Genomic DNA, 14,385 nt, shown 5'->3' with positions numbered 1-14,385 from the left:
CCGGTGCGACGTGCCGCCCTCGGCGAGGACACGCTCTTCGAGCTGGACTTGGGGACGCCGCAGGCGGGCGAGCCACTGGCCGGCCAGCACCCCGGCACCGGGCAGGCTCGCGGCGAAGGTGAGCACTCCATAGACCACGGCGACGGTCAGCCCCTGAGCCGCGCCGAGGCCGGCGGCGCCGAAGGCCCACGCGGTGACGCCTTCCCTGGGTCCCCAGCCACCGAGGTTCAGCGGCAGGGCCATGGCGAGCAGCGCAAGCACCATCAGGGGCACCAGCTCGGCGAACGGCGCCGTTGACCCCGCGGCCCGGGCGGCGAGAAGGAACGTGCCGAGGTGCCCCGCCAGCACCACGACGGACGAGATCACCACTCCCGGCCAGCTTCTGCGGGCGAGCAGCCCGAGGCGCGCTTCGGCCAGCGCGGCCCGGACCGCGCGGTTCCATCGCGCTGTGCCCGGCTTCCCGCGGAGCCGGGCACGGAGCCGGACGCCCACCGCGATGGCCAGGGCACACACCCCGGCGAGGGCCAGAGCGGTCCCCGGCGATGCGGCCAGGTCGCGCGGCCAGGCCAGGACCGGGGACGGCTGGGCGAGCAGGACCGTCACGCCGACGGCGATCAGGACCACCTGGCCCGCGGTCCGTTCGAGGACGACCGCGCGCACGCCACGGCCGACGTCATGCGTGTCCTGCCCGTGCCGCACAGCGCGGTGTACATCGCCGAGTACGCCGCCGGGCAGCGCCGCGTTCAGGAACAGCGCGCGGTAGTAGTCGGCGACGGCACGGCCCAGCGGCAGAGCGATGCCCAGGCCGCGGGCCACCACGCGCCAACGCCAGGCGCTGAACACGGTGGTGAGCAGGCCGAGAGCGAGAGCGGCCAGCAGGGTGGGGCCGTCGATCCTGCGCAGCCCGTCCAGGAAGGCGCCGGCGCCCAGCCGCCACACCAGCACCACGAGGATGCCCGCTCCGGCGAGGGTGCCGAGACGGGCCCGTACTGTCTGCGCGCTCATGAGGCCCCGCCCGCCGACCGGGGCAGTGCCAGCAGATCGCTGTGGTGCACCACCACCCGCAACTGGCCGGCTTCACACGCCGCCAGGCGGCGCCGCAGATACGCCTCGGCGCGCGACGCGAGGGCGGGGCGCTGGTCACAGGCCGCCCCGACCCAGCCCCGTAGCCACTCCGCCGTCAGCGCCGACTCATCGGCGCCGAGCCGCCACGGGCTCGGGTCCGCCCGTACCGTCGCACCTTGCCGTGCGAAGGCCTCGGAGGCCGCCGTGACTGCGTCGGGCCCGAGCAGGCCGTCACGGCGCTGGTGGGCGTTGAATGCGGCGGCGATCTCGGCATCCATCGGTTCAGCCGGTGTCAGCTTGACCCGCCCGACCACGGAGAGCGCCAGCAATGCCGGGCATCCGGCCCTCGCGCAGGCCTTCGCGAGCGCGTCCACGTCGTCGCGGGTGAGCACGTCAAGCAGAGCGGAGGCCGTCAACAGCGAGGTGCCGGCCAGGTCTTCAGCGGTCAGGCGGCCGATGTCACCGTGTTCGGCGGCGACCGTCACGGGGATGCCGTCAGCCGCCGTACGGGGCATGCGTACGGCGGCCAGCTCGAGCAGAGCGGGGTCGCGGTCGTGCAGGATCCAGTGCTGGGGGCCGTTCAGTCGCGGTACGAGCCAGCGTCCCATGGAGCCGCTGCCGCAGCCGAGATCGCGGATCACCAGCCCCTCCTCCCCTTGCTTGAGGTTCCTGAGCAGCGGTTCGAGGAGTCCGGCCGCGCGGGCGGCTGCGTCGGCGCCCTCCCGCAGCTCCAGCCACTCGGGGGCGTATCCAGGCGCGTCGGTCGTACTCACGCGGCCCTCCGGGGTTCGAGGATGAGCTGTTCGAGCGCGCCTGCCAGCTTCCGCGAGGTCGTCTGCCACCCGTCCAGTGCGGTGCGCCGGTCGTGCGCGGCCGCCTTCAGCCGACGGCGCAGGGCGGGATCGCCGAACCAGCGGCGCAGCGCGGCCGGGAGTGCCGCCGGGTCCTCCGACGGTACGAGGATGCCCGGCACGCTGCCGTCGGGCGCGCGCCCGACCGCCTCCGGGAGACCGCCAACGGCTGTCGCCAGCACGGGAATGCCGCGCGCGAGGGCCTCGGTGGCGGCCATGCCGTACGTCTCGGCGTACGAGGTGAGCACCATGAGGTCGGCGGCGGCATAGCTCGCGTCGAGCTCCGCACCGGCCTGGGGTCCCACAAGGCTCACTCGGTCGCCCAGGCCGTACTCCTCGATCAGCTCCCTCAGCCCGGCGACATAGCCGGGGTCCTGATCGAGGCCGCCGGCGCATACGCAGTCCCAGGGCAGGTCCGCGACGGCCGCGAGTGCCTTCACCAGCCGGTACTGCCCCTTGCGCGGGGTCACCGCGGCCACGCACAGCAGCCGCGAAACGCCGTCGGTGCCGGGCGCCGGGGGCTCGATGTCGGCGCCGGGGGCGGCGACATGAACCCGGCCGGAGGCGAGGCCGTGGTGGGCCACGAGTCTGCGGGCCGCCCACTCGCTCGTCGCCACGACCGCCGGAACGGCGCGCAGAGTTTCGCGTTCCAAGGCGTCCAGAGCCGCCGCCCGTGCGGGGGCGAGTCCTTTCTCGTCGCCCAGCGGCAGGTGCACCAGCACCGCCAGGCGCAGCCGTTCGGCCTCGGGGACGACGATGTCCGGAACGGCGCAGGCGACGAGTCCGTCGAGGAGGACTACGGTGCCGTCCGCCGGCTCCGCCAGGACGCGGGCCAGTTCGGCGCGGGCGGCCTCCGCGGGCTGTGGCCAGCTGCCCGCGACGGCATGCTCGTGGACCTGCCAGCCGATTCCGGGCAGTTCCTGGCACACCCGGCGGTCGTAGACATTGCCGCCACTCGGCGCGGCCGGATCGTCGACGCCCCCGGGCATGACGATGTGCACCGAGGGCCCGCCGGCGCGGTTCACAGGGCGCGCTCGTAACTCGCCCAGGCGATATGTGATTCGTGCAGGGTGACGGTGATGCCGGCCAGGCCGTGGGCGCCCTCGCCCAGAGCCCCTGCGCGCACCCGGTCGGCAAGACGGTCGGCGATGACCTTGGCCAGGAATTCCGTACTGGTATTGCTGCCGGCGAAGTCGGGTTCGTCGTCGAGATTGCGATAGTTCAACTCGCCGACCACGGTGCCGAGTTCCTGGTTGGCCAGTCCGATGTCGACAACGATGTTGTCGGCGTCGAGCTCGGCGCGGCGGAAGGTGGCGTCCACGAGGAACGTCGCTCCGTGCAGGCGCTGCGCGGGGCCGAAGACCTCTCCGCGGAAACTGTGAGCGATCATGAGGTGGTCGCGGACGGTGATGCTGAACAACGGATGACCCTCCCAGGTGTAGCGGCACTTCGGACCCTGTAGTACGGCTGGCCTGTTCTCGTTGTTCAGGCCGGATCAGCAGCGGTTTCGTACAGAACGCGGTGGCACAGCCCCGGGAGCTCCCCGGAGGTGAGCCTCGGCAGCACCTCCGGCAGCTCCTCGAAGGCGCATTCGCCGGTGATCAGGGCGTCGAAGGCCGGGTCGGCCAGCAGGTCGAGCGCGAGCGCGAGGCGGTCGGCGTAGGTCCGGCTGGAGCGCCGTGCGGGGGACACCATCCCCACCTGGCTGCTGCGCACGACCAGGCGGCGGGAGTGGAAGGCCTCCCCCAGCGGCAGGCTGATCCGGCGATCGCCGTACCAGCTCATTTCGAGGACTGTCCCCTCCGTGGCGAGGAGTTCCAGTGAGCGCGCGAGTCCGTCCTCGGTGGCGCTGGCATGGATGACGAGATCGCAGTCGCCCGCGGCGTCCTCGGGGAGCGCGAAGTCGACGCCGAGCGCGCCGGCGATCCCGGCGCGCATGGGGTCCGCGTCGACGAGTTGCACGCGGACGGCGGGGTAGCGGGCGAGGACGGCGGCGACGCAGGCGCCGACCATGCCGGCCCCGACCACCGCGATCCGGTCGCCGATCAGCGGTGCGGCGTCCCACAGGGCGTTCACGGCGGTCTCCACCGTCCCGGCCAGCACGGCCCGCGTGGCGGGGACGTTGTCCGGCACGGGAGTCACGGCGCTCGCGGGGACCACGTAGCGGGTCTGGTGCGGATAGAGGCAGAAGACCGTACGGCCGAGGAGGTGCTGTGGCCCCTCTTCGACCAGGCCGACGTTGAGATAGCCGTACTTGACGGGCCCGGGGAACTCACCGTCCTGGAACGGCGCCCGCATCGCGGTGTGCTGGCTCTCCGGTACGCCACCGCGGAAGACGAGGGTCTCCGTTCCGCGGCTCACGCCGGAACAGAGGCTGCGCACCACGACGTCGTCGTCGGCCGGGGCCGGCAGGGCGACGTCCCGGATCTCCCCGTGGCCGGGAGAGCGGAGCCAGAAGGCTCGGGCGGCGCGCTGCATCTGCGTACTCCTGAACAATCGGGCGACGTTTGACGTACTGATCTTTAAGAAGCCGCGGCCACGGTACGCGGCACCATGGACTCTGTCACGCAGCCGGAGGGCGGCAAGGGTGGCCCTGAACAACACGTATGACAGGCGGCTGCTGCGCCAGGAGACAGCCGTCGGAGCGGGAGCGCAGGTACTTCTGCTGGCGCTTCTCGGCACGGCGATCGGCCTGGGGCCCGCGGGATGGCTGACAGGGCTGGCCTTCGCGCTCGTCACCTGGGGCGTGCTCACGCGCGCCGTGCACCGCGCCTGGCTCCGCTCCTTCGGTGCCGCCAACCGCGTCACCCTCGCACGGGCGACACTCGTCGGGGGCGTCACCGCCCTGGTCGCGGACTCTTTCGAGAGTCCGCCGCCGGTCACGCTTCTGGTCGCGCTCACCACGGTGGCGCTGATTCTCGACGCGGTCGACGGCAAGGTCGCCCGCCGCACCGGAACGGCTTCCCCCCTGGGCGCGCGCTTCGACATGGAAGTCGACGCCTTCCTGATCCTGGTACTCAGTATTTATGTCGCCACGTCGCTGGGCCCCTGGGTCCTGCTGATCGGCACGATGCGTTACGCCTTCGTCGCGGCGGCCCGGGTGCTGCCGTGGCTGAACGGCGCGCTGCCCGCGAGCACGGCCCGCAAGACGGTGGCGGCGCTGCAGGGGATCGTGCTCCTGGTGGTCGGCGCCGGAGTCTTCCCGCCCCTGGCGGCGTTCGCGGCGGTCTTCTCTGCGCTGGCCCTGCTCATCTGGTCGTTCGGACGCGACATCAGGTGGTTGTGGCGCGTCAGGGACCGGGGGGCTACTCCCGGAAACTAGGCAACACCGCCTCCAACAGGTACCTTTCGCTCCCTGAGTTGCATAGTGCGGCGCCCCCCGACACGGGGAAAGGGAGAGGCCCAATGCAAGGACACGGCTCTCCGTTCCGTGCCGAATTCCGTGCCGAACCGCCGCGGCCGGGGGGCCTCGCCGATTCTGCGTACGAGACTGCTGAGCGCGATCCCTCCCTGGTGCAGCTCTCCCGCCGGACGGGGACAGGGCCGAAGGACTGGGAGCCGGTCAGCGCGGAACAGTTCCGCGACGAAGTCATGGCTGTGGCCAGGGGTTTTCTGGCCAACGGCATCCGGTTCGGCGACCGGGTCGCGCTGATGTCCCGTACTCGCTACGAGTGGACGGTTCTCGCGTACGCCTTGTGGTCCGTCGGCGCCGAGATCGTTCCGGTCTACCCCACGTCGTCCATCGAGCAGGTGCGCTGGATCCTGAACGACGCCCAGGTCCGGGCCATCGTGGTCGAGCACGAGAACCATGCGATGACCGTGGCCGCGGCCTCCGGCGCGGAGACCGGGCTGTCCGCCATCTGGCAAATGGACCTGGGCTGTGTGTCTGCCCTGATCGACCAGGGCTACGGCGTGGACGATGATCTGATCCACCGTCACCGTGCCGCTGTCCTGCCGGACCAGGTCGCCGTGATCTGCTACACCTCGGGCACCACCGGAACGCCCAAGGGCTGCCTCATCACCCACGCCAATCTGGCCGCCGAATGCGACATCCTGCTCGAAGGCTGGGGCGGGATCATCGCCGAGCCGGGTGTGCAGCCGTCGATCCTCAACTTCCTGCCCGTCGCGCACATTTACGGGCTGATGGTCGTGGTCGCCTCGCTGCGCGGCGGCGTGTGCCTCGGCCACCAGCCCGATCTGACGCCAGAGGTGCTGCTCCCCGCGCTGGCGTCCTTCCGGCCCACCTTTCTCTTCGCCGTGCCGTACATCTTCGAGAGGATCTTCCACAAGGCCCGCCGTGCGGCCGAGGACGCAGGACACGCCAGCCTCTTCGACAGGGCCGCGGCCGTCGCGGTGCGCTACGCCGAGGCGGTGGAGCGGCACGCCGTCGGCTCGGGCCACGGTCCCAGCCCGTCCCTGAAGGTCGTGCACGCTGTGTACGACCGCCTGGTGTACAGCAAGTTGCGCGCTGTACTGGGCGGCCAGGTGCGCAACGCGGTGTCCAGCGGCTCGACCCTGCGCAGGGAGCTGGGGCTGTTCTTCGCCGGCGCGGGCATCACCGTCTACGACGGGTACGGCCTCACCGAGACGGCGGGCGGGATCACGGCCCAGCCGCCGGGATCGGTCAGATTCGGCACCGTGGGCCGGCCGATCCCCGGCTGCGCGGTACACATCGCCGATGACGGCGAGGTGTGGGTCCGCGGCGAAACGGTCTTCGCCGGCTACCTCAACAACCCCAAGGCCACCGAGGCGGTGCTGCGCGACGGGTGGTTCGCGACCGGGGACATGGGTCATCTCGACGGCCAGGGCTATCTCGTCATCACGGGCCGCAAAAAGGACGTCATCATCACCAGCGGCGGCAAGAGCGTTGCCCCACTGCCCCTGGAGGAGCAGCTGCGCCACCATCCGTTGATCTCGCAGTGCCTGGTCGTGGGAGACGACCAGCCGTACATCGCGGCCCTCATCACGGTGGATCCGGAGGCGCTGGCGCATTGGCAGAACCTCAAGGGGAAGCAGCCTGCGGATGTGTCGGCGATGACCGACGACGAGGATCTGCGGGCGCAGATCCAACGGGCGGTCTCCCGGGCCAACACCCGTGTATCGAGGGCCGAATCGATCCGCGCGTTCCGCATCCTGCCGAGCGAGTTCAGCGTGGCGGATGGGCTGATGACGCCGACACTGAAGCTGAAGCGGCGGGCGATCACGGGAGCGTACGCGGCAGACATCGATGCGCTGTACGCACTGAAGAAGCCCCACGGGCCGCCGAACAGGTGGGAAGGCTGAACCGGCCGATATCCAGGGTCCGATGAAGGAGATTCGTGTCGTCGGTCTTTCCGGAAGAGCGGCATTCAGGTTTATGCGTCAACGTAACCAGAAACCCTCAAGCGTCGGGGATATGACCTGCGGGTTGATGACAGCTGACGTGGTCGTTTTTCGGCGGAGAGAAAGCATATCCAGTCCCTGGAGCCACATCATTCACATCCCCGCAGGTCAGCCGGATTTCACAAGGCGCCACCGTCAGCTCCGAGCACACAAGCATTCGGCAAGCAAGCGGCGGACCCGGACTGACCTGAATGCGCGGCACGGTAAGTGAATAGCGGAGGGACTCATTTCGTACTATCACGCGGGCACTTGCCAGACCTACGGTCGCTTCGACACCGCACATTGACTGGAGAACTGCAGCAATGTGCGTCCGAATCGACCATTGGGGGTACCACTCGTGCGCAGACTCAGACAGGCACTTCTACCGCTGGCCACTGCCGCCATGCTGGCATTGGTCGGCGCGGGCCCCGCCGTGGCGGGCCCCGCCGCTCCTGCCGAGACCGGATCCGCCGCCGTCCCCGCAGGCAACGCAACCACCGCCGCCACTCCGCGGCTCGCCAGCGGTGCGCCGGTCGACTCGGCGGCCACCGCCGCCGCACTGGCCCGCTACTGGACGCCGGAGCGGATGAGCAAAGCCATCTCCCTCGACCGGATAGCCGCCTCGCCGCGCGCCGCCCAGAGCAAGGCCGGCCCCACCGGGCGGCCGGGATCGACCCCGCCCGCCACGGGACGGTCGGACACAGTCCGGCCGCTGGTCACCGAATCCGCCGCGGTGGGCAAGGTGTTCTTCACCAACCCGAGCAACGGCCTCAACTACACCTGTTCGGCCAGTTCCCTCAACAGCCCCTCCAAGCAGATGCTGATCACCGCCGGGCACTGTGTGCACGGGGGCAGCGGCGGCACCTGGATGACGAACTGGACCTATGCGCCGCGCTACCGGTCCGGTGCCCGTCCCTTCGGCACCTACGCCGCCAAGCAGTTCCGCACCTTCAACAGCTGGATCAGCAGCAGTGACCTCGGCCGGGACGTGGCGATGGTGACCACCTGGCCGCTCAACGGCAACAAGGTCGTCAATGTCACCGGCGGTCACGGACTGAGCTGGAACTACTCGCGCACCCAGGCCATGACCGTCATGGGCTACCCGGGCAACCGCGACGGCGGCCAGATCCAGTGGGCATGCCAGGGCACCACGCGAGCGGTGGGCGACGGCCGTATTGAACTCCAGTGTGACTTCGGCGGCGGATCGAGTGGCGGGCCGTGGCTGCGGGAGTTCAACGACGCCAACGGTCTGGGGTACGTCAACGGAGCGATGAGCACCCTCGCCACAGGCGGCTGGAACCGCAGCTCGTACTTCGACGACTCCGTCAAGGCGATGTTCGACGCCCAGGGCAGCGTCACCTGACTACCTGACAAGGAGCAGTCCAATGCGTCGCAGTAGCTTGAGCCGATGGGGCACCGCCGCCGCCCTGCTCACCGGAGTTGTGGCGGTGGCCGCATGGCGTACCGCCACGGCCGCGCCGGCCCCTGAGCCGCAGCCGGACTCCGGAACCACCAGCAGCGATGTGCGGCAGGGCCCCGACGAGGTGCGGGACTACTGGACGCCGGAACGGACGAAGGAAGCCCGGCCCGCCCCCATGCCGGAAGACGGCTGAGGACGGACGGCAAGCCGGCCAGGCCTGGCCATGACGGGCGCGGGCGGTGCGGGGAAGTCCCGCGCCCCCCGCGCCCGTTCGGACTGCGAGGGGTATTCGGGCCGGCAGTCAGGCGGGCATGCGCAGCACCGCTACCCCGGTGATCCGGTCCGCCGCCAGGTCGTCCAGGGCGGTGTCGGCGTCCTGGAAGTCGTACGGGGTCACCGTGGCCCGGAGCCGGTGGCCCGCCGCCGCGGCGAAGAGGTCCCGTCCGTCCCGGCGGGTGTTGGCGGTGACGCTGCGCACGCTGCGTTCGCGGAAGAGATGCCGTTCGTAGTCCAACGGCGGGATGCCGGTGAGGTAGATGCCCGCGATGCTCAGTGTCCCGCCGCTGTCGAGTGCCTCCAGGGCTACGGGGACGAGGTCGCCCGCCGGGGCGAAGAGGATCGCCGAGTCGAGCGGCTCCGGCGGCCGGGCGTCGGCGTCACCGGCAGAGGCAGCGCCGAGTTCCAGGGCGAGTGCCTGGGCGGCCTGGGACCGGGTGAGGACATGGACGACGGCGCCCTCGCCGATGGCGAGCTGCGCGGTGATATGGGCGGAGGCTCCGAAGCCGTAGACACCGAGCCGGCCGCCGGGAGGGAGGTCGGCCCGGCGCAGCGCCCGGTAGCCGATGATCCCGGCGCACAGCAGCGGGGCCAGCTCTTCGTCGGAGTATCCGCCGGGCAGTTCGTACGCGTAGGGCGCGGGGACGGTGGCGTACTGGGCATAGCCGCCGTCCGCGTCCCAGCCGGTGTAGACGGACGAGGGGCACAGGTTCTCCTGTCCTCGTGTGCAGTACCGGCACACCCCGCACGTCCGGCGCAGCCAGGGAATCCCCACCCGGGTACCGACCCTCGGCCCGGTGACCCGGGCGCCGACCGCGACGACTTCGCCGACGGCCTCGTGGCCGGGCACGACCCTCTCCCGGTGCGGCGGCAGATCGCCGTCGCGGACGTGGAGATCGGTGCGGCACACCCCGCATACGTGCACCCGGACCAGCACCTCGTCAGCCTCCGGCACCGGGACGGGCAGCTCGACGCGCTCGATCACTCCGCTGCGGGCGGCGCAGGCCACCCATGCCTGCATCGTCGTTGGAATTCCGCCACCCACCAGGGCCACCTCCCTGCACAACATCAGACCGCGGAGGGGGCCGATCCGTCGAGGCGCGAATGCACGGCGCGGACGTACGAACCCGGAAAACAGCTTGTGCGGGATGCCGTCTGTGCCCGAGGGGGACTCGACCACCAACGATATGGCCGTGATTACGCAAGGACGACTCGAGCGGCGAGATCCACCGGTGGCTCCACTGAAGCAGGCACGCACCGCTGTCATCCGCATCCGGAAGGTCGGCGTTCCGGGCGGGCGCCTGCGCTGCCGGCTGAGTCCCAGGGGCACCAGAGGGCCGCGTAAGCTCCGTCGGCCGCCTGCTGTCGACTCAGGGGCAGGGCATGCTCATGTAGATCGCCTGCTCGCCCTCGGATTCGGTGCCGTGGTAGAGGGCAGTGTCCAGTCCGCAGAAGGCGAAGCCCATCCGCCGGTAGGCGTGGATGGCCGGGGCGTTGACGTTGGTGACCTCCAGCCAGATGTGCCCGGCGCCGCGTTCGCGGGCGAATTCGACGGCGTGTCCCATCAGCGCACGGCCGATGCCCCGGCCCCGATGGTCCGGGGCGACCTCGATGTCCTCGATGGTCAGTCGGCGGTTCCACGGGGAGTGGGAGACGGCGGCGAAGCCGGCCAGGCCGCCGTCGGCGCCGACGGCGACGAAGGTGCGGCTGTCGGAGTCCTCGCTGTCGTCATCACCGTCGTCATCGCCGTGGGGCTCGTCCTCGGGGAAGACCTTGGTCAGGGGCGGGTCCACGGGGATCTCCCGGAACGCGAACCCGTCGTCGACTACCGCCACCCGAAAGACCGTGCTGGTGGTGAAGGAGCCGTCGAGGGCCTCGATGGCCTCGGCGTCCTCGGGCTGGGCGGCGCGAAACACGTAGGCCGTTTCGTCAACAGTGGTCATGGCACGACGCTACGACCGCTCCGACCGGGATAGGGCGAGTTCCAGCCGATGCGGATCCGGGCCGCGCTCGGCACGGCGGTCGCTGCGTCGCAGGCCCAGCACACCGCCACGGCCAGGGAGAGCACGGATGTGGCTGTGGCGAACACCCTTGCTCGGGAGCGCAGAAGCGCAACCGTGCGCGGCCGGGGTGGAGAAGAAGGCGCCGCTCTGCAAGGCCCTCGGCGTCGTGATCACGCACGAAAACGCAACGAGGACCGCGACCCTAAGGTCGAGGCCCTCGCGTCCGTATCGTCATAGCGAGTGTCCGAGGGGGGACTTGAACCCCCACGCCCGATAAAGGGCACTAGCACCTCAAGCTAGCGCGTCTGCCATTCCGCCACCCGGACTAGGTGACCGCCCCGGCTTCCCGCGGCGACGTGGACAACAATACCAGGGGATCGAGGCGCCCCTCACCTGCATATCCCGTGGTCAGTGGGGTGCAACCACCCCGATCGAGGTGTACGTTACGCGCCGGCACCGCTGCCGGTACAGCGTGTATCCACAGACAAACACACAGTGACGATACCTTCAGCTGTGTGAGTGATCGCAGGTATCGACGGCCCCGTGCGCTCTCCCCTCTGCGCGAGCATTTGCGGGACACCTTCTGGTTCGCGCCGACCCTGGCGCTCTTCCTCGTGTGCGTGCTGTGGAGCGCGGCGGACGCGCTCGACACTGAGATCCTGGAGAGGCTTCAGAAGGCCGGGGAGTACGACGACGTCCGGTATCTCATCGGGGTCGCCGAGGACGCCAAGACCATCGTCACCACCGTCAGCGCGGCGATGATGACCTTCATCGGTGTGGTCTTCAGCATCTCTCTGGTGGCCGTCCAGATGGCCGCCGGGAACTTCAGTCCCCGTATCGTGCGGATCTTCATCCGGAGCCGGATCAGCAAGCTCACCTTCTCCGTCTTCCTGGCGACGTTTCTGCTGTCGTTGCTGGTCCTGACGGCGTACGACAGCGAGACCAATCCGCGGCAGGTGGCCTCGGTCCCGATCGTGCAGAGCGCGATGACCCTCCTCCTGGTGGGGCTCAGCCTGCTGCTGTTCATCGGGTATGTGACACAGACGCTGCAGCTGATGAAGGTGGGGCCCGTGGCGGAGCGGCTGACCAAGGAGTCGTTCCACGTGCTGGCGAAGATGCCCGTGCTGGGGGCTGACGACAGACCCCTGCCTGCCGAGGTCGCTCGCGTGAGTCATCGGGGGCGGTCCGGGACGCTGCGCGATGTGCATGCCGCCCGGCTGGTGCGGGTCGCGCGGCGCAAGGGGGTCGTACTGCGGCTGATTCCGCGGATCGGGGACTTCGTGGTACCGGGCATGCCCACGCTCGCCGTGCACGGGGAGCCCGATCGGGTGCCGTCGCGGTGGGCCTTGCGGTCCGCGGTGTCGGTAGGGGTGGAGCGCACGTTTCACCAGGACCTCGGGTTCGGGCTGCGCCAGCTGTCCGACATCGCGCTGCGGGCGCTGTCACCGGCCGTGAACGACCCGACCACTGCCGTGCAGTGCCTGGACCGGATCGTGCAGTTCCTGGCTGCGCTCGCCGTACGCCCGCTCGGAGCCGTGCACCACCGGGACGGCAAGGGCGACGTGCGACTCATCCAGGACGTGCCCGAGTGGGGTGATCTCGTCGATCTCGGGTTCGCCGAGATCCGCGGGTTCGCCCCGGGGAACCCGCAGGTGTCCCGGCGCCTACTCGCCGGGATCGACGATCTGCTGGGGCTCGTACCGCCGGACCGCCGCGAGCCGCTCGAGCGGCATCGGGCGCTGCTGGTGCAGGCCGTGGAGAGGGCCCTGCCCGAGGCGGCCGAGCGCGCTTTCGCACTGGAGCCCGACCGCCAGGGCATCGGATAGGGCAGTTACGCGTTGAGCTGGTAGTCCGGGAAGTTGCCGGGCAGCCTCTCCCCCGCCGGGCCGTCGGTCACCGCGCGGACCAGCAGTTCGCCGCCGACGAAGGCGCCACGCCAGGACGCCCCGAAGCCGCCGAACAGCTCGTCGCGGTCCCCGCGGGAGCGGGGCTTTCCGTGGCCGGTCTTGAAGGCCCGGATCTGGGGCGCCAGCCGCTCGTAGGTCTCCGGTTCGTCCGTCGAGAGAGTCGCGACGAGCGCGCCGTTGGAGGCGTTCATCGCGGCGAGCAGCTCCGCCTCCGTGTCGACCAGGACGATCGTGTCGACTGGGCCGAACGGTTCCGCATGATGGAGGGGGGAACTCGGCGGCGGGCCCAGAAGAGTGACGGGCGGCAGGTACGCGCTGGTGTCCTGGCCGGGCAGGAAGCCGTCCGACAGCGTGCCCCGGTACAGCGGAACCGCCCCGCGGTCGATCGCCTCGGCGACATGATCCGCCAGCTCCTTGGCCTTCGCCGCGTTGATCAGCGGCCCGAAGTCGAGGGTGGGCAGGGGGTCGTACGGGTGCTCGACGGCCAGGGGGTGGCCCGTACGGATGGAGCGTACGGCGGGGAGGTAGGCCGCCAGGAAGTCGGCGAACAGCTCGCGCTGCACCACGAACCGCGGGTACGCCGTGCACCGCTGCTTTCCGTAGTCGAAGAGCTTGGGGATCACGGCGGTGAGGGAGTCCCAGTCGCTGTAGTTCCAAAGGCCCCAGGTGTTCAGGCCCTCCTGCTCCAGGATGTGGCGCTTGCCGAGGTCGGCGACCGCGGTGGCGATACGGGCCCCGGTGTCGCGGCCGCCGACGAAGGAGACGCAGCCGATCTCCGGGGAGCGGACGAGGGCCTCGGAGAGCTCGCCGCCGCTGCCGCTGACCAGGGTGATCGGGATGCCCTCACGGGCGGCGAGGGCACTGGCCAGGGTGAGGCAGGCGACACCGCCGTCGGTCGGGGTCTTGGCGATCACCGCGTTGCCCGCCAGCGCCTGTACGAGCATGGCGTGGACGAGGGCCGACATCGGGTAGTTCCAGCTGGCGATGTTGGAGACCGGGCCGGTCAGGGCGGTGCGGCCGTCGATCATCGGCTCGATTCCGTCGACGTACCAGCGCACTCCGTCGATCGCACGGTCGACGTCGGCCTGGGCGAGCCGCCACGGCTTGCCGATCTCCCAGACCAGCAGCAGCGCGAGCAGTTCGCGGTGCTCGGTGAGGGCGTCGAGGGCGGCCCCCACACGGGCCCGGCGCTCCGCGAGTGGCACGTGCCGCCAGGCGCGGTGCTGGTCGAGCGCGGCGCGTACGGCCTGCTTGGCCGCGTGCGCGTCCAGCCGCGGCGGGCCCGCGATGGGACTGCCGTCGACCGGGCTGGTGGCGGGCAGTGCCCTGCCGTCGGCCAGCCACTGGGCGGACCAGAGGTTCAGGACGCGGTCGTCCCTGAAGGCCTCGGGAGCCACGGCGAGACAGCGCTGCCAGGCGTCGGACCAGGCCGTTCCGGGCTTCAGGGTGAGGGGGGTGGGTGCGGTGAGGGTGGGTGCCATGAGGGTGGTCTCCGCTCGGAA

At 70.6% G+C, this 14,385-nt stretch carries 12 protein-coding genes, 1 tRNA gene and 1 pseudogene; 5 read left to right on the top strand and 9 right to left on the bottom strand.

Going from position 1 to position 14,385, the window contains the following annotated elements; genetic code table 11:
- Window positions 1–162 precede the first annotated feature (162 nt).
- The 5 genes and pseudogenes from ACFYWY_RS14565 to ACFYWY_RS14545 all read right to left on the bottom strand — a co-directional run.
- Window positions 163–1,005, bottom strand: a pseudogene (locus ACFYWY_RS14565) (lysylphosphatidylglycerol synthase transmembrane domain-containing protein); the annotation flags it as partial.
- On the bottom strand, window positions 1,002–1,907 hold the full coding sequence (locus ACFYWY_RS14560) for a class I SAM-dependent methyltransferase (protein ID WP_389185051.1): 906 nt from the start codon (window positions 1,905–1,907) through the stop codon (window positions 1,002–1,004). The gene ACFYWY_RS14560 and the pseudogene ACFYWY_RS14565, both read right to left, overlap by 4 nt.
- On the bottom strand, window positions 1,835–2,905 hold the full coding sequence (locus ACFYWY_RS14555; RefSeq protein WP_389185116.1) for a glycosyltransferase family 4 protein: 1,071 nt from the start codon (window positions 2,903–2,905) through the stop codon (window positions 1,835–1,837). The genes ACFYWY_RS14560 and ACFYWY_RS14555 overlap by 73 nt, the downstream gene beginning before the upstream one ends.
- A gap of 32 nt (window positions 2,906–2,937) precedes the next feature.
- Window positions 2,938–3,336, bottom strand: coding sequence for a 6-pyruvoyl tetrahydropterin synthase family protein (locus ACFYWY_RS14550; RefSeq protein ID WP_389185048.1), 399 nt, complete (start codon window positions 3,334–3,336; stop codon window positions 2,938–2,940).
- 65 nt (window positions 3,337–3,401) lie between these two features.
- The gene (locus ACFYWY_RS14545; RefSeq protein WP_389185045.1) at window positions 3,402–4,394 is read right to left on the bottom strand and encodes a zinc-binding alcohol dehydrogenase; all 993 of its coding nucleotides are present in this window, start codon (window positions 4,392–4,394) and stop codon (window positions 3,402–3,404) included.
- Between the two features lie 109 nt (window positions 4,395–4,503).
- Between ACFYWY_RS14545 and ACFYWY_RS14540 the strand changes: the two genes are divergently transcribed.
- From ACFYWY_RS14540 to ACFYWY_RS14525, 4 genes are all read left to right on the top strand, one after another.
- Window positions 4,504–5,238: a CDP-alcohol phosphatidyltransferase family protein gene (locus tag ACFYWY_RS14540; RefSeq protein WP_389185042.1), complete on the top strand. Its 735-nt coding sequence runs from the start codon at window positions 4,504–4,506 to the stop codon at window positions 5,236–5,238.
- 83 nt (window positions 5,239–5,321) lie between these two features.
- Window positions 5,322–7,199, top strand: coding sequence for an AMP-dependent synthetase/ligase (locus ACFYWY_RS14535; RefSeq protein ID WP_389185039.1), 1,878 nt, complete (start codon window positions 5,322–5,324; stop codon window positions 7,197–7,199).
- A 436-nt stretch (window positions 7,200–7,635) separates the two neighbouring features.
- Window positions 7,636–8,640, top strand: a complete 1,005-nt coding sequence (locus tag ACFYWY_RS14530; RefSeq protein WP_389185036.1) for a trypsin-like serine peptidase — start codon at window positions 7,636–7,638, stop codon at window positions 8,638–8,640.
- A gap of 22 nt (window positions 8,641–8,662) precedes the next feature.
- A complete protein-coding gene (locus tag ACFYWY_RS14525) occupies window positions 8,663–8,890 on the top strand; it encodes a hypothetical protein (RefSeq protein ID WP_389185033.1) in 228 nt (75 codons plus the stop codon).
- Between the two features lie 108 nt (window positions 8,891–8,998).
- Here ACFYWY_RS14525 and ACFYWY_RS14520 read toward each other — a convergent pair whose 3' ends face one another.
- The 3 genes from ACFYWY_RS14520 to ACFYWY_RS14510 all read right to left on the bottom strand — a co-directional run bounded on the left by ACFYWY_RS14520 (window position 8,999) and on the right by ACFYWY_RS14510 (window position 11,302).
- Window positions 8,999–9,994 (bottom strand): zinc-binding alcohol dehydrogenase family protein, encoded by a 996-nt coding sequence (locus tag ACFYWY_RS14520; RefSeq protein ID WP_389185029.1) that lies wholly within the window; start codon window positions 9,992–9,994, stop codon window positions 8,999–9,001.
- A gap of 349 nt (window positions 9,995–10,343) precedes the next feature.
- Window positions 10,344–10,916 (bottom strand): GNAT family N-acetyltransferase, encoded by a 573-nt coding sequence (locus ACFYWY_RS14515; RefSeq protein WP_389185026.1) that lies wholly within the window; start codon window positions 10,914–10,916, stop codon window positions 10,344–10,346.
- Window positions 10,917–11,217: 301 nt separating this feature from the next.
- A tRNA-Leu gene (locus tag ACFYWY_RS14510) sits at window positions 11,218–11,302 on the bottom strand.
- Window positions 11,303–11,491: 189 nt separating this feature from the next.
- Here ACFYWY_RS14510 and ACFYWY_RS14505 point away from each other — a divergent pair.
- Window positions 11,492–12,802 carry a DUF2254 domain-containing protein gene (locus ACFYWY_RS14505; RefSeq protein ID WP_389185023.1) on the top strand — a complete coding sequence of 437 codons (1,311 nt, stop codon included), beginning with the start codon at window positions 11,492–11,494 and terminating at the stop codon, window positions 12,800–12,802.
- A 5-nt stretch (window positions 12,803–12,807) separates the two neighbouring features.
- Here the strand turns inward: ACFYWY_RS14505 and ACFYWY_RS14500 are convergent, their stop codons facing one another.
- A complete protein-coding gene (locus ACFYWY_RS14500; RefSeq protein WP_389185020.1) occupies window positions 12,808–14,364 on the bottom strand; it encodes an aldehyde dehydrogenase family protein in 1,557 nt (518 codons plus the stop codon).
- Between the last annotated feature and the right edge of the window lie 21 nt (window positions 14,365–14,385).

The sequence above is a fragment of the Streptomyces sp. NPDC002870 genome (genome assembly GCF_042888505.1).
GTDB lineage: Bacteria > Actinomycetota > Actinomycetes > Streptomycetales > Streptomycetaceae > Streptomyces.
The sequence above is the reverse complement of the archived record's forward strand: the minus strand, read 5'-3'. Positions and strand labels throughout refer to the sequence as shown.

Bases quoted from the DNA above. Each gene is read 5' to 3' on its own strand.
- ACFYWY_RS14555 (WP_389185116.1), bottom strand. From the start codon at position 2,905: ATGCCCGGGGGCGTCGACGATCCGGCCGCGCCGAGTGGCGGCAATGTC.
- ACFYWY_RS14545 (WP_389185045.1), bottom strand. From the start codon at position 4,394: ATGCAGCGCGCCGCCCGAGCCTTCTGGCTCCGCTCTCCCGGCCACGGG.
- ACFYWY_RS14535 (WP_389185039.1), top strand. From the start codon at position 5,322: ATGCAAGGACACGGCTCTCCGTTCCGTGCCGAATTCCGTGCCGAACCG.
- ACFYWY_RS14525 (WP_389185033.1), top strand. From the start codon at position 8,663: ATGCGTCGCAGTAGCTTGAGCCGATGGGGCACCGCCGCCGCCCTGCTC.
- ACFYWY_RS14520 (WP_389185029.1), bottom strand. From the start codon at position 9,994: ATGCAGGCATGGGTGGCCTGCGCCGCCCGCAGCGGAGTGATCGAGCGC.
- ACFYWY_RS14515 (WP_389185026.1), bottom strand. From the start codon at position 10,916: ATGACCACTGTTGACGAAACGGCCTACGTGTTTCGCGCCGCCCAGCCC.
- ACFYWY_RS14500 (WP_389185020.1), bottom strand. From the start codon at position 14,364: ATGGCACCCACCCTCACCGCACCCACCCCCCTCACCCTGAAGCCCGGA.